The sequence below is a fragment of the Anditalea andensis genome (genome assembly GCF_000714815.1).
Taxonomy (GTDB): domain Bacteria; phylum Bacteroidota; class Bacteroidia; order Cytophagales; family Cyclobacteriaceae; genus Anditalea; species Anditalea andensis.
On sequence record NZ_JMIH01000023.1, the window covers coordinates 16,097 to 34,963 of the forward strand.

Sequence of the window (18,867 nt, forward strand, 5' to 3'; positions counted from 1 at the left end):
ATCAGATTATTTAAATTTCAGACTCAGTAAAGTGATATCATCCTGTTTGGCCATGTCTTTGGAAAATTCATCCAGCTCTTTAAAAAATGCTTCATGAAAAACATTCGGATCTATATCTAAGTTTTTCCTTACAAATTCAAGAAATCTTTCATCTCCATATTCTTCATCTTTCGCATTAAGTGATTCTGTAAGTCCATCCGTATATAAATGGAAGCTAAATCCCGATAGATGTTCCCTTTTTCCCACACTTAGAAAAGGCAGTTCTTCAAAGGCCCCGAGGATGGTAGTCCCTGCTTCCAATAACTCTACTCGCTGTTCACCTTCCCAGCACAGAACAGGTGGATTATGTCCGGCGTTTACATAGATGAGTTCATGTGTTTTATAATTATAGTGTCCCAGAAAAAAAGTGATGAATCTTTCTCCTTTAGTATTGTCAAATAGTGTATAATTAAGCTGTTCGACTACCATTTTCAAATCTGAATTACTCCTCAAAAGGGTACGGAGTGCGGCCTGGAAATTGGACATCAGCAGTGCTGCGGGCATACCCTTGCCACTAACATCTGCTATACAGAAAAACAGTTCATCTTCGGATTTTTTAATCAAATCATAATAATCACCGCCTACCGTACTATGAGGTACATAGGTGACTTTAGCTTTCAGTTTCTGTGTCTCGGGTAAAACTGCAGGAAATAACATCCTCTGAACACTGCTGGCAATTTCAACTTCCTTTTTTAGCCTTTCCTGTTCGAGCTGTCTTCTTGCAAAGCGCTTATTCTCCAGTGCCACTACCAATATATTGGCCAGCGCCTGGGGAAAATCCAGATCAAGACCGTGTTCGTCCTTTTTCTTTAATAATAGAATGGCCAGCATTTTGTCTTTATGATACACAGGGACATAAAAATCCAGTTCCGAAAAACTGTATTCCTCTGACATCACCAAATTCAATTTCCCGATTTCTTTATTGTCCTCCACATCTACATATGGAATGAGTGCGGGTATTTTTTCCTTTACGCCATGTGCTATGCGCTCCCTAAAACCCTCCTGGTCCCCGACATAGAGGACCATAGCCTTTACATTTAGATGGATAAGGCAGGTAAACTTGAAAATATTAAACAATACGGATTCAGGCTTATTCTCATTGATAGCCTGGGTAATCTCCAATAAAGCTTTCAATTCAAGCTCTTTTCTTTGAAATTTTACTGATTCCGAAGTCAGTTCCATTTTATGATCTTGTATTATGGTGCATCAGCCCCTTTTTTGTAGCCAAATAAAAATAAGAAGCACCCTTTGCCTCGATATTTATTTGATCAAATAATTCTTTATCAGGATGAGTCAGGCATTTAATATATCCTTTTTCAAACAATTCCTGCAAGGTAATCAAAAGCTTTTCATCATCCCAACCAAGCTCCTCTTTAAGATATCCGTAACCTTGGACGAAATAAAGCTCATCCAATAACTCAAACTCTTCTTCTGTCATATCATTTGCAAATTAAACCGTTAGTGAGTACTACCCTACCTTTCCATCTATTCTTAACAAATATTGAGAAAGCTCCTATTAGAAAGACGGATAGTGGATGGAAAATGCTAATACTAATCATCTCATAAAATGTCAAGCTTCTATGATAGGATTTCAGGACATTTCCCAATACTTTATAATCCACTCCTATTTTAATCAACCAAAATACGAAAAAAAATACACTGTATACTATAGAGCTCCCTACTAATAATATTGAACCCAATTGTATGGAAGCTATTGAAAAAAAGACTATAGCTGTCATGACATGGAAAAACTGATTGTGTAGCTTCCACTTACTGGTCCATCTGGCCCTTTGAGCCAGATATAAAGACAGGTTTGTCGTAGGTAAGGTAATCACTAAAGCATCCGCATGATTTACATACCGTATACTATCACCACCATAAGTAGCTGCAATTTTTTTCAATAAAAATTCGTCATCACCTGAAGATATATATTCATTCCCTCTATACCCATCTACTTTATAAAAAGCTGCTTTTCTATAGACCATATTGGCAGCACTGCACATTAAAGGTTTGTTATTATTGATAAAATAATTTGATACCAAAGTAATGCTTGCCCATTCAGCAAGCTGATATTTTTCCAGAAAAGTAGTTCCTAGCTTAACAGATACAGGCCCGCAAACCATTTGGATAGCTGGATTTCGAAAAGGAGCCAGCATGGATTCTAACACTTTATTGGTCAGTGTACAATCCGCATCAGTCGTATAAATAATATCACTTCTACTGAAGCGTATAGCTGTGGTGAGAACAGCTTTTTTACCTATCCCTTTATTATTGATGAGTCGCCAATGGCTTAAATTATACTTTTCAATATAGTCTGTGATGATCTGGGTGGAATGATCATCACTATGGTCATTACAAAAAATCACTTCTTTGACTAAAATTCCTCGGATTGAATTTAATGACCCTGATAAAACAGCTGCTTCATTTCTAAATGGTATGATTAACGTTACGGCAGGAAGCCTATCCCACCCCACTTCTTTTCCTGTATTCCACTTGGATAGCAGCTCCTTCATGAGTAAACCATAAAGTAAAATAAAACATACAAAAAATATCAGCATAAAAGTAAAGTATACAGACAATGCTTGCAAAAAGATTCAATATTATTCATAGCCGCAATAGCACAGGAAGAAATTTAACTTTTTTATAAGACTGCTCACTGGATTAATATAAATTGCAGCGATGGGTAAAATAGCAAAAATTGAAGTAAAAGAAAAAATAATCCTAGGTATAGATCCCGGTACCAATGTTATGGGATACGGTTTGCTTATGGTAGAAGGTAAAAGCTGCAGGATCCTGCAATATGGCGTCATCCACCTTAAAAAATATAGTACCCATGAGCTAAAGCTTAAAAAGATATACGAAAGGATTACAGGCATCATTGACGAATTCCATCCAGATAGCGTAGCCTTGGAAGCACCTTTCTTTGGGGTGAATGTGCAGTCAATGTTAAAGCTCGGAAGAGCCCAGGGCGTGGCTATGGCTGCCGCACTGGCTCAGGATATACCCATCACCGAGTATTCCCCAAAAAAGGTAAAGCAATCTGTAACGGGTAATGGTAATGCCTCAAAAATACAGGTAGCAGAAATGCTGAAAAATTTATTGAACATTGACGAGCTACCAAAGCTTCTGGATGCCACTGATGCACTGGCAGTGGCACTTTGTCATCACTTTCATGATGGCAGACTACAGACCAGAGGAAGATCCGCAGGTTGGAAATCCTTTTTAGAAGAAAACCCCAACAGGTTAAAATAGCACAAAGAGCCGCCATTAAAGTTAAGCGCTATCGAGATTCATTACTGCATTCTCAATAATTGTTTTGCCTTTTTTCTTCTATAAAAATAACTGATTATTGGATAAATACACACCGCTAACAATATGATCAGGGTTCCTATATAAAACCCGGCCGTCATTTTTTCCTGCTCGCCAAATATGAGCACTGCCAAAATAATACCATAAACAGGCTCCAGATTTACTGTAAGATTGACTGCAAAAGCGGTCAATCTTTTCATCAGCTCTACAGATACTGAAAAGGCATATACGGTACAAACACCAGCCAAGATTAAAAGCCAAAGCCAGTCATACCCCTCTAGTTTGAGCTGAAGCCCCTGCCCTTCGGTAGTAAGAAAACGGGAATAAACAGGGAAGAAAAGTACAGTGAACATACATGCCCCTACCATTTCATAAAATGTCAGAATGAAAGGGCTGTGCCTTTTGATCAATTTAGCGTTTATAACTGTAAATAGTGCTCCTAGAAAAGCGGACGTGATGGCCATCGTCAGTCCCACCCAATATCCAAATTCAAACCTGAAAATCACATAAAGTCCAGAGATCACTACTAAACCTAATAAGATTTCATACCATTTTAATTTGGTCTTATTGGCTATGGGTTCTAAAAAAGCTGTCCATAATGTACACGTAGCAAACCCCGCTAGGGCAACTGATACCGTAGCGGCTCTAGCGGCCCAAAAAAACAATATCCAATGAATGGCAATGATAAATCCTGTCGCTACTATCTTTATTACCTGGTCAGGCGGAAGTCCGATTTTTGTCTTTTTAATCAAAAAAATCAGTCCAATAGCCGTACTAGCCATCAAGGTCCTGTAAAACACAATCTCCACTGCAGGAACTGAAATCAACACCCCCAATATAGCGGTAAATCCCCAGATCAAAACCACAAAATGGAGCATAGCGTAATCTTTAGCAGATCCTTCCATTACCTAGGAACAGTTTTATACATGACTAAACCAGTGATGGCAAATACAATGTTAGGCAACCATACCATAAAAAGTGGATACTGGGCACCAGCCTCCGCAAAGGTTCTTGATAACAAATAAAAGATTATATAGACAAATGCCAATCCAAAACCCATGGCAATTTTGAAACCGGAGCCACCCCTGGTTTTTTTAGAGGATACGATCACACCAATAAATGTAAGAATGATGGCTGCAAAAGGAGACATGAAACGGATATATCGTTCTATCTTATAGAAATTGACATTGTCCGCTCCCCTATCCTCTAATATCTGTATTTGATGAGTAAGATCAGGCAATATCAAGGTTTCATGGTGATTTTTGGGCAGATCGAAATCTTTGGGCGTAATAGATAATACGGTATCTAAAGATTCCCCCACTGTATAAGCTTCACCCATCTCCTCAAGCACCCTGATCCTGTAATTTTTTACACTCCAGGCCAGCTTAGTAGTATCCCATATGATCCTATCAGCAGACAGTTTGGTGATAAGACGCCCCCCCTCTATCTGCTCCAAAGTAAAATTATACCCCACATCCCCTGATGGATAGTATCTGGAAAGATAAGCATACACATCTGGAGCTACTTTAATGTGAATATTCTGCTTATCAAAAGTCCTGTTATCTTCCAAAAATTCTGTTTTAAACTGTGATACCCCTCCAGTAGCAAGAGGTAACACCCATCCATTAAGCAGAAAACTAACTATGGCAATTAAGATGGCTGAAATTATAAATGGTACCAGCATTCTCAAAAAGCTAACCCCGCTGCTAAGGATAGCTATGATTTCTGTCCTTCCCGCCATTTTGGAAGTGATGAAGATCACACTTATAAATACAGTAATGGGTGTTAAGAGATTGTTTAGATAAAGCCCATAATTGAGCATGTACTTTATAATTTCATTTCCAGGGACATTATACCTTATAAAAGCATCATTTTTCTCGGTAAAATCAAGCACCAAGACTATAAGGATCAGCATTAAAACCACAAAAAAATAAGTTTTGAGAAAATCCTTAATGATGAGCTTATCTAAAATTTTCATAGAGTTATAATCGTGTACTTACTTTTTTCACCATCATGTCCTTCCATGTGGCAAATTCTCCTGTTTGGATTTTTTCCCTAGCCTGGCCTACCAACCAAAGGTAGAAGCTTAAATTATGGATACTGGCTATCTGTGCCGCCAGAATTTCCTTGCTTACGGTCAAATGTCTTAAATAAGCTTTGGAATAAAAGGTACTTACATAGCTATTGATGTTGGGATCTATTGGAGAGAAGTCATCCTTCCACTTTTCGTTCCTCATGTTCATGATTCCTTCACTTGTAAATAACATGCCATTCCTAGCATTTCTTGTCGGCATCACGCAGTCAAACATATCTACGCCCAATGCTATCCCTTCCAGAATATTGGCAGGTGTGCCTACACCCATTAGGTACCTGGGCTTATCTGTAGGTAGGATATCAGTGACCAACTCTGTCATCTCATACATCATCTCTGCCGGTTCTCCCACAGATAGACCGCCGATAGCATTGCCATCCCTGCCACATGAGGCAATGAATTCAGCTGACTGCTTTCTCAAATCTTTATAAACACTTCCCTGCACAATAGGAAATAAAGTCTGACTGTAACCATATTTCCCCTCGGTAGTATCAAACCTTTCTATGCACCTCTTTAACCACCTATGGGTCATATGCATGGATTTTTCGGCATAGTTATATTCACATGGATATGGCGTACACTCGTCAAAAGCCATTATGATATCCGCACCGATCGTTCTCTGAATATCCATTACATTCTCTGGCGAAAAATGGTGTTTAGATCCGTCTATGTGGCTTTTAAACATCACGCCTTCTTCAGCTATCTTCCTTGTACCGGACAATGAAAAAACTTGGTATCCTCCACTGTCTGTAAGTATAGGCCTACTCCAGCCATTAAATTTATGAAGGCCTCCTGCTTTTTCCAGAACATCTAGGCCTGGCCTTAAATACAAATGATAAGTGTTTCCTAATATAATCTGAGCTTTGACATCATAGGTCAGCTCTCTCTGATGTACTGCTTTAACAGAACCCGCGGTTCCTACTGGCATAAATATAGGCGTCTCTATATCCCCATGATCAGTTTTGACCAATCCAGCTCTTGCCTTACTCTTTGGATCTGTAGCTTCTATTGTAAATTTCATTTGCTGGTAATTGTGTTTTTATGTCAGACCCGATTGCCTCAGGAATGGTGTAATCTCGCAGGATAGGACATGGGGTTCCGATAACTCTCTTCGGGCTCCCCGTATGTAACTTTGACCCTGTTCCATTTCTGTATTAGCCTATCTATAAGTATTTTTTATAAAGGCTTCTGATCATTTTCTATCCTCAACAATAATGTTTTAAATGTCAAGGTTCCTATTTAATAAATTTTAATTTTAATAACGCTGCAAAAATATAAGCTTATACTTAAAAGAGTTGCTGAAATTGATTTTATCTTTAAGCAGAATTAGAAAATAAGCATGATCATTATAGGTTTGGGGTCCGTTTTTTTAACGGCGATGGTATTTCAACTCATATATTTAATATTTATCTATGGACGGCTGGCATTTTTTTTCCGTCCTGCTAACAAAGCAATAGTAGTAGATCTAGAAATGGAACCAGTGACAATTATAATAGCTGCTAGAAACGAAAAAGAAAATCTGGAAAAACTCATTCCCTTATTGGAAGAACAAGATTACCCTTCTTTTGAAATCATGATTGTAAATGATAGGTCCAAAGACGGTACCAGTGAGCTTTTGGAGAATTTTATGGGAAGGTTTCGTAATTTACGTACCGTGACCATTACTTATTTGCCACGACATGTAACTGCTAAAAAATATGCCATTACACTGGGCATTAAAGTGGCTAAAAATGACGTTATACTCCTTACGGATGCTGATTGCACGCCAGTGTCTAAAAATTGGATCAAATTAATGACTGCTCCTGTGAGACAGCAAAAGAAAGCTTTTGCTATAGGATATGGTGCTTACCGTAAGCTACCCGGCATATTAAACAAGATGATCCAGTTTGATACATTATTTACAGCACTTCAGTATATGTCTTTTGGTCTTTGGAAGGCACCTTACATGGCCGTAGGCAGAAACCTTAGCTATCGAAAGAGTTTCTTTATGGAAAAAAAGGCTTTTAATGGTCTCTGGCATATCGAAGGTGGAGATGATGATCTATATATCAATAAATATGCTACAGGCAAAAACACAAGCTTTGTCATAGATCCTGAAAGTATTACTGTATCCGAACCAAAAACCACTTATCAGGATTATAATAAACAGAAAAAGCGTCACTATCATGCCGGCAAATATTATAAAACTATAGATAAATTGAAGATAGGCCTGTTTGCATTGAGCCATTTATTATTTTGGCTTTCAGGTGCAGCGCTGATCTTCTTCAGCCAGGACTGGAGAATATATGTAGTGGTAGGGATTTTGATGATATTCAGGATCTTGTTAGTGTACAAAGTATTCCGTGGCGCAAAAGAAAATTTAGAAGGGAAAAATAAAGTCTGGTGGACTATATTTTTCGATTTCATGTATTTAGGTTATTTTTGGTTCATGGGAACCAAAGGTTACCTATCAAAAGAAGTTAAATGGAAATAAACGAAAAAGGTTTTTCAGATAAAGCTTTAGAAGATTTCGAACTGATAGACAGAGCGGTGGTCCAAAAAGACCAGCAGGCTTTTGCTACCTTAATGAAACGGTATAAAAAAGCAGTCTATTTTATGATTTTAAAAATGATCAGAGATGCTGATGATGCTGATGACCTGACTATGGAGGCTTTTGCCAAGGCCTTTAAAAACCTGCATAAGTTCAAAAAAGACTATACTTTTAGTACCTGGCTATTCAGAATCGCCACTAACAATACCATCGACTTTATCCGTAAGAAAAAACTGAAGACGATGAGCCTAAACAATACCCTCACTGATGATGGCGGCAACAGCGTCAATATCGATGTGGAGGATGATGATAACAATCCCCAAGATGAATTTATCAGAACCCAGCGGATAGAGATGGTACGGATCTTTGTGGACAAGCTACCTGCCAAATACAGGAAACTCGTGAAGCTAAGATACTTTGATGAACTGTCTTATGACGAAATAGCTGAAGAACTCGATAAGCCCCTGGGAACAGTCAAAGCCCAGCTGCACAGATCGAGAGAGCTACTGTATGAAATCGCGCAGGGAAAAAACAAGCATATATAGCCTCAGATATCTTATTATTAATCCATTCACCGGAAACGGAAATTTCTTACCCACCCCATATGTCTCAAGCAGTTGATATTTTATTCCATTATTTTCCTGATCTTACGGAGCAGCAGAAGCAGCAATTTACAAAACTGGGGCCCCTGTATGAGGACTGGAACAGCAAAATCAATGTCATCAGCCGTAAGGATATGGAACATTTTTACACCAAGCATGTCTTGCACTCACTTGGTATAGCTAAAGTAATGAAATTTGAGCCCGGCACTAAGATATTGGATATCGGTACAGGAGGAGGATTTCCCGGCATACCATTAGCCATCATGTTTCCTGAAACCCATTTCCATCTAGTAGATTCCATCGGAAAAAAGATTACTGTGGTAAAAGATGTGGTAAAACAACTCAAGCTACAGAATGTAGAAGCACAGCAAACGCGTGCTGAAGACCTGGTCAGAAAATATGATTTCATCGTCAGCAGAGCGGTTACCCGTTTTGCCAATATGATGCCCTGGGTCAAGGGCAAGTTTAAAAAAGAAGACTTCAATGAATTCCAAAACGGCATGTTCTTTCTAAAAGGCGGAGAAGTGGACGAAGAAATGGAAGAAAGGCAGGTATCCTATGTAAGTTATCATTTAGAAGACTACTTCAAAGAAGATTTCTTTGAGACTAAGAAGGTGGTATATGTGCCCTGGGAGGGAAAGAGGTAGGTTGGAGTAGCAATATATTAGTATCAAGGAAATTGTGGTATTTAGTATGTATTTACGGTCAGACAGAACCGAGATCTTCAAACACTTCATCCAGATCGAGTTGAAAGCCTTCTATACAGGAAGAGGCTATCACCTCTCCTGAGGTAAACAATTTTGACGGAATAAATTTTCCATCCTTTAAAGTATATATCATTAGCGTCTGCTCTTCTGGATGTATTATCCAATATTCTTTTACACCACTCTCTTCATAGACTTCATATTTATTTTGAAGCTCTTTTTTATTGTTGCCCGGAGAAAGGATCTCCATTACGAGATCAGGAGCGCCAATGCACCCTGCTTCATCCAAATTTCCTGAATCGCAAACTACACAAATATCAGGTTGCACTACCGTAAATATCTCATTATTCCTTTTGGAATGTACAGGCAAGCGCACATCGAAAGGTGCACTGAAGCCTTTGCATTTTTTCCCCTTCAAAAATTCATAAAGTTTTCCTGAGATCGTAAATGAGATTTTTTGATGGTTCAATCTCGGTGCTGCAGCTTGCCTAAAAACTTTACCTTTAATCAATTCTACCATCCCCTCAATATCCCATGTCAGATAGTCTGCATAGGAGTATCTCCCATAGGAAGTAAATGGCTCCTCTAAATAGTTTTTATCTTCCCTTGTGCGCATAGGTTATCCAAATTTAAATGTGATCAGAATTTAAGACATTACATATTAGTCTAAATCTATAAATACCTCATCTAAATTAATCTGAAAGCCTTCAATACAGGAAGAGGCTACCACCTCACCTGAGGTGAACAATTTTGAAGGAATAAATTTTCCTTCCATTAATGTATATATCATTAGTGTCTGCTCTTCTGGGTGTATAACCCAATATTCCTTTACTCCGCATTCTTTATAGACTTCATATTTATTTTGAAGTTCTTTTTTATTATTACCCGGTGAAAGAATTTCTACTACAAGATCAGGCGCACCTATACACCCTGCTTCATCAAGTTTGATTGGATCGCATACGACGCAAATATCAGGTTGGACAACGGTGAAAATGTCTTCATTATATTTGGAATGTACTGGCAAGCGCACATCAAAGGGGGCAGCAAATACCTTACAAGTTTTTTTTTCTAGATAGTTGAAAAACTTTGAGGATATTCTGATTGAAATCTCCTGATGCTTCATTTTTGGAGCTGCTGCCTGACGAAAAACTTTCCCCTTGATCAGCTCCACCATCCCCTCAATATCCCATGTCAGATAGTCTGCATAGGAGTATCTCCCATAGGAAGTAAATGGCTCCTCCATTTTGTTTTCAGTTTCTTCAGCTTTCATATGGATTTTATTTTACCCCAACCTAATTTACGAAAATGCTTTAATATATCATTTGGAACGCTACTATAAAATAAAAACCTACCCTCGCTATCAAGAAATCCTTCTAAATAATTGGTCCTTAGACCTTTTCATCGCGAAGTAAAAAGACCTGGATTTTTTGTCCGAAATTTCGGACAATTACTGCCGTTACTTTAGCACATGAAAAGGATTAATCTTAATTTAGATTCCCCAAATAAAGCGCTTGCATGTATTTAATATTTGATACCGAAACCACCGGATTACCCCGCGATTATAATGCTCCCATCACTGACCTTAGCAACTGGCCACGTTTGGTCCAGCTGGCCTGGCAGCTGCATGATGAGCGGGGCAAACTGATTTCCAATAACAACTTTATCGTAAAGCCTGAAGGATTTACCATTCCTTACAATGCCGAAAAGGTGCATGGTATATCTACTGACAGGGCTCTCAAAGAAGGTCATGACCTGAAGAAAGTATTGGAAATCTTCCACGAAGATGTGGCTAAAGCCAAGTATATGGTGGGCCATAATATCGGCTTCGATATCAATGTCTGCGGATCTGAATTTCTGCGAAAGGAAGTGCCGATGGTTCTCATGGAAAAGGTAGCCTTAGACACAAAGGACATTTCTACAGATTACTGTGCCATCCCGGGTGGTAAAGGGGGCAAGTTTAAATGGCCAACCTTAACCGAATTATATAAAAAACTTTTTGGTATAGGCTTCGATGATGCCCACGATGCCGCATATGACGTAGATGCTACGGCTAAGTGCTTTTTTGGACTCATCAGCCATAATGTACTGCCACCGGAGCCGGGCCTCTCCCCTGACGAGGTGATTTATGAGGCGCCAAAATTAGATATTGCCAACTTTGCCAATGCCAAAGATGAGCAGAAGCTGGCAGCCAAAGAGGTGATGAAAGCTGCCGGTAGGGCTGATATCAGTGACCTGGTAGATGAACCTTTCTCTCACCTTCATGTCCACACCCAGTTTTCGATTCTTCAAGCCACTTCAGAAATCCCAGCGCTCATCAGGCGGACCAAAGAACTGGGCATGCCGGCCATCGCCATGACCGATCATGGGAACATGATGGGAGCCTTCAACTTTGTAAAAGAAGCCCTGGCCAATGACATCACCCCTATCATCGGTTGCGAGTTTAATATCTGTAAAGACCGAAAAAATAAATCTAGCAAAGATAACGGATACCAGACCGTCCTGCTGGCTAAAAATAAAGCAGGATATCATAACCTGGCCAAACTGGCCTCCTATGCCAATATAGAGGGCTTCTACTATCTCCCCCGTATAGATAGAGAAGTACTGCAGGAATACAAAGGAGACCTGATCGCTACTACCGGTGGTATTTTTGGTGAGATTCCTTACCTGATATTAAATGTGGGTGAAACCCAGGCAGAAGAGGCTTTCGTCTGGTGGAAAGAACAGTTTGGTGATGACTTTTATGTAGAACTAAACCGTCACGGAATACCGGAAGAAGAAAAAGTAAATGAAGTCCTGCTGCGCTTTGCCCATCAGTATGGTGTAAAATACTTTGCGGCCAATAACACTTATTACAATCAGAAAAAAGATGCCAATGCGCATGATATCCTACTCTGTGTAAAAGATGGAGAGAAAACTGACGGGCCGGATAAGAAAGAGAAAAGATATGTAGGCAAGCTGGGCAGAGAATTCAGATTCGGTTTCCCCAATGAAGAATTCTATATCAAAAGTCCCGAGGAGATGAAAAAGCTCTTTGCTGATCTTCCCGAGGCGATTCTGTGTACCAATGAGATCGTTCAGAAAATCGAGCGATATAAATTAGCCCGAGAGGTGTTGCTTCCTAAGTTTGATATCCCTGCTGAATTTATAGATCCGCAGGATGATGTGGATGGAGGCAAAAGAGGTGAAAATGCCTATCTGCGCCACTTAACCTATGTCGGGGCCGCAAAGCGGTATGGGGAAATCACTGATGAAATCAGAGAAAGAATAGATTTTGAACTGGCTACTATAGCCAATACCGGATATCCGGGTTATTTCCTCATCGTCCAGGACTTTACTACTGCCGCCCGAAACATGGGTGTATCGGTAGGCCCCGGCAGGGGTTCTGCAGCCGGATCGGCGGTGGCTTACTGTGTGGGCATCACCAATGTGGATCCGATCAAGTATGATCTCCTTTTTGAGAGATTCCTTAATCCTGACAGGGTATCCCTTCCCGATATTGATATCGACTTTGATGATGAGGGCCGTCAGAGTGTAATAGATTATGTGATCAAAAAATACGGAGCCAACCAGGTGGCCCAGATCATCACCTACGGTACCATGGCAGCCAAATCTGCTATCCGGGATACCGCCAGGGTTTTGAATTTACCCCTAAGTGAAGCCGATAAACTGGCCAAACTGGTGCCTGACATTAAATTAAAAGCGCTCTTTGATCTGGCCAATGACCGGGCTAAACTGGTCAACAAGCTCAAAAACAATTCTGAAAGCGTAGCCCAGGCGGAAGAACTGATCCGTATCTCTAAAGGGCGGGATGAGACTGCCCGGACGATCAATCAGGCTACGGTGCTCGAAGGATCAGTCCGTAACCTGGGAATCCACGCCTGTGGGGTGATCATCACTCCGGCGGATATCACGAATTTCGTTCCGGTGGCACTGGCCAAGGATTCCGATATGTACTGCACGCAGTTTGATAACTCGGTGGTGGAAAGTGCCGGTCTGCTGAAAATGGACTTTTTGGGACTGAAGACTTTGACCCTAATCAAGGATGCTGTCAAAATCGTCAAAGAAAGACATGGCATAGACCTGGATCCGGAAAACTTCCCCATAGATGATGAAAAGACCTATGAGCTATTTCAGCGTGGTGAAACTGTCGGCATATTCCAGTATGAATCTGCCGGGATGCAAAAATACATGCGGGAGCTTAAGCCTACCGTTTTTGCAGATCTGATCGCCATGAACGCCCTTTATAGACCGGGGCCATTGGAATACATTCCAAGCTTTATCCGTCGAAAACATGGTCAGGAGCCTATCACCTATGATCTACCAGATATGGAGGGTTACCTTAAGGAGACCTATGGGATCACTGTCTATCAGGAACAGGTGATGCTACTTTCCCAGCAGCTGGCAGGCTTTACCAAAGGTGAGGCCGATGTACTCCGTAAGGCCATGGGTAAGAAGCAGAAAGACGTCCTGGATAAGATGAAGCCAAAGTTCGTGGAACAGGCTGCTACCAAGGGGCACGATAAGAAAAAGCTGGAAAAGATCTGGAAAGACTGGGAAGCCTTTGCTTCTTATGCCTTTAATAAATCCCACTCTACCTGCTATGCTTGGATTGCTTATCAGACCGCGTATCTAAAAGCTCACTACCCGGCAGAATACATGGCCTCGGTATTGAGTAATAACATGAACGATATCTCGCAGGTAACATTCTTTATGGAAGAGTGCAAGCGGATGAAACTGGAAGTACATGGACCGGATGTAAACGAATCCAGAAGTGGCTTTACAGTAAATAAAGAAGGACAGGTACGGTTTGGAATGGCAGCGATCAAAGGTGCCGGCGGTGCAGCTGTACAGGCCATTATCGATGAGAGATTGGCCAAGGGTCCTTATAAAAATATCTTTGACTTTACCACCAGAATAAACCTAAGGCTTGTCACAAAGAAAACCTTAGAAGCATTAGCCATGGCTGGGGGATTTGACTGCTTTACGGAACATCACCGAAGGCAATATCTGGAAGCTGCAGATGGTGAAGCTTCATTGCTGGAGAAGGCTGTAAAGTATGCACAGAAGGTGACACAGGAGGCAGAAAGTTCCCAAGTAAGCCTATTTGGTGGAGGAGCTGGAGGGATGGATATACCTATGCCAAGTGTAACTCCTATGGAACCATTTAGTCAACTTCAGCAGCTAAATATCGAAAGAGAGGTCGTTGGCCTATATATATCAGGCCATCCCCTAGACCAATTTAAGGTAGAGTTTGAATCCTTTACCAATACGCCCCTGCCAGAATTCAATAATATAGAAGCCTTAAGAGCAAAAGGAGATAATATACGAGCAGCGGGAATGGTGACATCTTTTGCACATCGCACCACAAAGACCGGTAAGCCATTTGGCACCCTTACCATGGAGGATTATCAGGGAGCACATACTTTCTTTATTTTTGGAGAGGATTATATCAAATTTAAGGAATATTTCATGACAGGATGGTTCCTATACATAACAGGATCAGTTCATCCTAATAAGTGGAAAGAAAATGAATTTGAGTTTAAGATTAATAATATGTCCCTCCTAAATGAAGTTAGAGCCAAAATGGTCAAAGGTCTGAGGGTAAATATAGATCTGGATGACCTGACTCTGGACCTAATGGAAAAATTAGAAAAAATCACCCAAAAGTATAAGGGGGATGCCAAATTGTATATCAATGTTTTTGATAATAAGGAAAATATTACCCTGGATCTTATGTCCACCAGATATACTATAGATCCTTCTAATGAAATGATGACAGAATTAAAGCAGATACCGGAGGTGATGTATAAGATTATTTAGGGGTAGTGGAGTTGCAATAAGTAGATAAGCGATTAGCAAATAGTATACAGACCATAGTCCATAGGTGATTGTCGTAAAAAGTAAAAAGGGAGTATTGAGCTAAAACTCCCTTTTTACGATTTTCTTAAAGGCATTTTTCCCTTTGACTCCCTCATTAATTTGAAGAAGCTTAGAGGCCAGTGACTTAATGTAAATCATCTAATTTACCTCCCCATGATATTCATACGTCCTCCTGTATAGGAGTGAAAATCCCCCGTGCGGATAATATTCCTTTTCTTCTATCAACCTTCCCTGATCATCATAAAAATACTGGAAAACATCTTCCAGTTCAGGATTTAAACTGATGGTCCATGTTTCCTTGGCTTCCAATAGATTGTTTTCGTTGTATTTATAAAAAAATTCGGTATGGGGACTCTCTGCCGATGGAAACCACCAACTTTCTTTGATCAGTCTCTCCTCCCCGTCATACTCCAATATCCACCTTTCTTCCAACTTGGAATTATGGATAATTTCTATCTCCTCAGCCAAACCACGTTCATTGTAATGATAAACTTTATAAGGCTGTTTTTCATTGGATTTATTGTCAAATTCTTCCTCAATCACTCTGCCCGATTCATCATAAATAAAATAATTCGTTCTGGACCATTTCATCTCGTCCATATTTCCAGCCCAATTTGGGTGCCGGTAAAGACATTCTTCTATCTTTTTCCCGTCTGGATCCAAATTTTTCAGAAGAACCCTCATTGTGTCATTTTGGGCGGTAAAACCAAGCATTAGAACTTCCTGTCCATTTTGATTATAAAAAAGTTGGGTATAGCCCATCAACGATGACTCACTTTCTCCTGCAAATTGTGATATCGTATGCAGCTTTCCAGGAGGCTCAAACCGCTCACCCTGCAAGATCGACCGAACTTCCTTTAACCACTCTTCTTGGTCTTCACCTTCATGAAACTCTTCCATTTGGGAATCAACACATCCAAGGAAACCTAAAAAGACAGCTATTGATATTTTTTTTATTAATTTCATAGTTATTCTGTTATTCCTTAACTAAATTAATTAAAAAATTTAACCAAACATAATTATGATTAGAAATCTACTATCAATCGCAATTTTATGCCTTATTTATTGGGAAGCAGTTCCCCAAGTAAAAACTGAAAAAGTCCAGAAAGATCAAATCCCGGTAAAAACAAATTATTCACGAAGTAACTCCTATGATTTAAATTTTCAAAACAAAGAAAAAATTAATGAGGAGCTAGAGAATGAATTACTGGACAAAAATAAGGAAAAAACGTCATATGTGTTTGCCAAATTTGCAGATTTAAATATCGATTTTAAGAACATAGAGGGTATCTGCGATGAAAAAAACTGTTTTTACGAGATAGAGGTCACCTCCAAAGGATCCAATATCATAGGCATTTTATTTAAGAAGATCAAGCTAAGCAAAAACTCAAAACTTTACATCATAAATGACAAAGAGAACTATCTACAAGGCCCATTAACAGCCGAGACAATTTCAAAAACTGATAATTTCAACTCCCCTCCTATGCCTGGAGAGACAATAAGGATTGTCTTGCAGGAGCCAATCGAAGAAAAGAAAAAAAGCGAAATTGTAATATCAAAAGCTTCTCATGGAATAATCGATATGTATGGAACAAACAACTATAAATCTTCTGCCCAACAATCAGGATCCTGCTATGGTTTTGGCTGTTCTGCCCCATGTAATTCTAATATTGTCTGTTGGCCATCCTTAGATTTATCTTCCAAAGGAGTAGCTTTGATCATATATCAAAGTGAATATAGTGATTCTGTTTCATATCACGGATCAGGATTTCTTCTCAACAATGGCAGGCAAGAAAATAGCCCTATAATACTTACCCCAAATCATACTTTTGGTGGATATATGATTGAACATTCACAGTTTATGTTTCATTTTAGAAGCCCCAGTTGTAGTCTTACATCTAGTGGGCCTATGAATATTGTTGCTTATGGTGCAGATCCATTAAGTAATATAAATTTAACATCTAATACAGATTCAAGACTACTAGAAATTAAGCCAAATCAATTAAACAGGTCAGTATTTGATAACAATCCTGTTTCCTATTTAGGATGGAGTATTATTGATCAACCTATTACTTCAACTCTAGGTATACACCATCCCAGAGCGGATGTTCAGAAATATATTTCCGGAGGGGTTCCTACCAAAGATGATCTGTTAACAATGCCTATTTTGCATGGAGAGTTGCTATGCAAGATGGGGCATTAGAAACTATGAGCTCAGGCAGTCCTCTTTTTGACAACCAACTTCGAGTTATTGGGAGTAATATTGGGGGATATGGGTCTACTGATGATACTTGTGAGGGGCCAAATGAGGATGCTAGATACGGAAGATTAAGTATGGCGTGGCACGAATTCAAACAATACCTCGACCCAAACAACGAAGGAATAGTCGCCTTAAATACGATTACCAATCAGCCCGGGCCTAAAATTTTTAGTGAAATCCAGGGTCCTGAAAATCTTTGCTCTACTGCCACGTACACCTTGGAAAACCCTCCTCTGGAAAGCACAATTACCTGGAGCGCTTCCCCATCCTATCTTTTTACAAACACTACAAGTATGGGTGAGTCATTTACAACTGCTCCCTCATCTATAAATGGAAAAGGGACAATAACTGCAACCATAGACAGCCCTTGGGGGACTGTCCTTATTTCCCGTGAAATTCAAGTTGGACCACCAACTAGTATAAATGGTCTTTCACATGGGCAAATTCTCTGCGGAAACCAGTACCTAAACCTTTGGTCAGAAAATGGGTACCTATCCTATAACTGGGTGGTCCTGGGAGGGACGGTGATTTCTGGCCAAGGTTCCAGCCAAGTAACCGTTTTAACGGATAACAACCCATTCCAAGGCCAAAACTTGCTTTCTGTAAGGCTTAATGTAACCAGTACATGCATGGATGGAACTTCTGAGGTAATCGCTTATGTGAATAATTGTGGTGGAAATCCCATTGATCCGCTTATTTATCCTAACCCTGCTTCAGATGAACTAACTATTGAAATGAGTGAATTGGAGAAACACGCTAGGAATGAAGAGGAGGATTTTTCAGTTGAGATAAAAATTTCCAACTTTTGGGGCCAAGTAATGCACAGCCAGACAACCTTCCAGTCCAAACTTAAGCTGAATGTCCAGCAATTGAAAAGCGGTCTCTATTACATTCATATAAGATACAAAGATGCGGTAATTAGGAAACAAGTAAGGGTAGAGAGATAATCTTTCCTTCCAACTTCTCTTCCTGTGACTAGCCCACGGAAGGGAAGTGATTAGTTAGGCTTTCTTGAAAATAAAATAACCAGCCTGAAAAAGGCAGTTATCAGATTTATTTGTTAGTTAAACCCCCAGAATTAGCCAAATTTCGGCTTGTTCTGGGTTTCTTTTATGTAAGTTGAGGTTAAAAACAAAACACCGTGAGAAGCATACCACTACTTAGCAATTCCTATCTACTATAAAGGACACGCTCCTAATTTTTTTACTTTTTCACGCCTTCACATGGCCAAGAGGATTTTCGATAAGTCACTGCTGGGAGCGGACAGGGTTTATTCAACATCAAAAAAAAATTAATGCAAGTATCTACAAGCAAAAAGTCCGCTGTTGACAGACTAAAGTTCACACAAATGTCATGCGCTAATAGGCTTTAATGATGATCCCAATGGCTATAGGGATTATCATTCATTATTAACCATGTAGTTATTGAATGGCGGAATAGATTAAGATTAG

Annotated in this window: 16 protein-coding genes; 7 read left to right on the plus strand and 9 right to left on the minus strand. The window is 39.7% G+C overall.

The annotated features are described in order from the left end of the window. Positions 1-6 precede the first annotated feature (6 nt). The 3 genes from EL17_RS14660 to EL17_RS14670 are packed head-to-tail and all read right to left on the minus strand — an operon-like array spanning position 7 to position 2,552. Positions 7-1,215, minus strand: coding sequence for a PP2C family protein-serine/threonine phosphatase (locus EL17_RS14660; RefSeq protein ID WP_035076463.1), 1,209 nt, complete (start codon positions 1,213-1,215; stop codon positions 7-9). A gap of 7 nt (positions 1,216-1,222) precedes the next feature. Continuing rightward, a complete protein-coding gene (locus tag EL17_RS14665; protein WP_035075614.1) occupies positions 1,223-1,477 on the minus strand; it encodes a hypothetical protein in 255 nt (84 codons plus the stop codon). Between the two features lies 1 nt (position 1,478). Further along, positions 1,479-2,552: a glycosyltransferase gene (locus EL17_RS14670; protein ID WP_164675100.1), complete on the minus strand. Its 1,074-nt coding sequence runs from the start codon at positions 2,550-2,552 to the stop codon at positions 1,479-1,481. Between the two features lie 166 nt (positions 2,553-2,718). On the opposite strand from EL17_RS14670, the gene ruvC reads away from it, so the two are divergent. Further along, positions 2,719-3,291, plus strand: coding sequence for a crossover junction endodeoxyribonuclease RuvC (ruvC, locus tag EL17_RS14675; RefSeq protein WP_035075618.1), 573 nt, complete (start codon positions 2,719-2,721; stop codon positions 3,289-3,291). Positions 3,292-3,332: 41 nt separating this feature from the next. Here the strand turns inward: ruvC and EL17_RS14680 are convergent, their stop codons facing one another. Genes EL17_RS14680 through tgt form a run of 3 tightly spaced genes read right to left on the minus strand, consistent with a single transcriptional unit; the run spans position 3,333 to position 6,461 of the window. After that, a complete protein-coding gene (locus EL17_RS14680; RefSeq protein ID WP_035075628.1) occupies positions 3,333-4,253 on the minus strand; it encodes a DMT family transporter in 921 nt (306 codons plus the stop codon). Beyond that, positions 4,253-5,326, minus strand: a complete 1,074-nt coding sequence (locus tag EL17_RS14685; RefSeq protein ID WP_035075638.1) for an LptF/LptG family permease — start codon at positions 5,324-5,326, stop codon at positions 4,253-4,255. Before EL17_RS14685 ends, EL17_RS14680 begins: the two co-directional genes overlap by 1 nt. Positions 5,327-5,330: 4 nt before the next feature. Next, complete coding sequence (gene tgt, locus EL17_RS14690) at positions 5,331-6,461, minus strand: tRNA guanosine(34) transglycosylase Tgt (protein WP_035075640.1); 1,131 nt, start codon at positions 6,459-6,461, stop codon at positions 5,331-5,333. A gap of 318 nt (positions 6,462-6,779) precedes the next feature. Here tgt and EL17_RS14695 point away from each other — a divergent pair, with 318 nt between their 5' ends. The 3 genes from EL17_RS14695 to rsmG are packed head-to-tail and all read left to right on the plus strand — an operon-like array spanning position 6,780 to position 9,219. Continuing rightward, positions 6,780-7,913, plus strand: coding sequence for a glycosyltransferase (locus EL17_RS14695; protein WP_035075642.1), 1,134 nt, complete (start codon positions 6,780-6,782; stop codon positions 7,911-7,913). Next, entirely contained in the window at positions 7,904-8,515 is a 612-nt protein-coding gene (locus EL17_RS14700; RefSeq protein ID WP_035075643.1) for an RNA polymerase sigma factor, read from the plus strand. Before EL17_RS14695 ends, EL17_RS14700 begins: the two co-directional genes overlap by 10 nt. 59 nt (positions 8,516-8,574) lie before the next feature. Next, positions 8,575-9,219 carry a 16S rRNA (guanine(527)-N(7))-methyltransferase RsmG gene (gene rsmG / locus EL17_RS14705; protein WP_035075644.1) on the plus strand — a complete coding sequence of 215 codons (645 nt, stop codon included), beginning with the start codon at positions 8,575-8,577 and terminating at the stop codon, positions 9,217-9,219. 58 nt (positions 9,220-9,277) lie between these two features. Here the strand turns inward: rsmG and EL17_RS14710 are convergent, their stop codons facing one another. Beyond that, complete coding sequence (locus tag EL17_RS14710; RefSeq protein ID WP_035075645.1) at positions 9,278-9,892, minus strand: Uma2 family endonuclease; 615 nt, start codon at positions 9,890-9,892, stop codon at positions 9,278-9,280. A 45-nt stretch (positions 9,893-9,937) separates the two neighbouring features. Continuing rightward, positions 9,938-10,546, minus strand: coding sequence for a Uma2 family endonuclease (locus EL17_RS14715; RefSeq protein ID WP_035075647.1), 609 nt, complete (start codon positions 10,544-10,546; stop codon positions 9,938-9,940). Between the two features lie 245 nt (positions 10,547-10,791). Here EL17_RS14715 and dnaE point away from each other — a divergent pair, with 245 nt between their 5' ends. Further along, positions 10,792-15,096 carry a DNA polymerase III subunit alpha gene (dnaE, locus tag EL17_RS14720; RefSeq protein WP_035075649.1) on the plus strand — a complete coding sequence of 1,435 codons (4,305 nt, stop codon included), beginning with the start codon at positions 10,792-10,794 and terminating at the stop codon, positions 15,094-15,096. A 198-nt stretch (positions 15,097-15,294) separates the two neighbouring features. On the opposite strand, the gene EL17_RS14725 is transcribed toward dnaE, so the two are convergent. Then, a complete protein-coding gene (locus tag EL17_RS14725) occupies positions 15,295-16,122 on the minus strand; it encodes a hypothetical protein (RefSeq protein WP_035075651.1) in 828 nt (275 codons plus the stop codon). Positions 16,123-16,177: 55 nt separating this feature from the next. Here EL17_RS14725 and EL17_RS14730 point away from each other — a divergent pair, with 55 nt between their 5' ends. Together EL17_RS14730 and EL17_RS14735 are read left to right on the plus strand one after the other, a co-directional pair. Beyond that, positions 16,178-17,359: a hypothetical protein gene (locus EL17_RS14730; RefSeq protein WP_035075653.1), complete on the plus strand. Its 1,182-nt coding sequence runs from the start codon at positions 16,178-16,180 to the stop codon at positions 17,357-17,359. 5 nt (positions 17,360-17,364) lie between these two features. Continuing rightward, positions 17,365-18,363: a T9SS type A sorting domain-containing protein gene (locus EL17_RS14735; protein ID WP_164675101.1), complete on the plus strand. Its 999-nt coding sequence runs from the start codon at positions 17,365-17,367 to the stop codon at positions 18,361-18,363. The last annotated feature ends 504 nt before the right edge of the window (positions 18,364-18,867 follow it).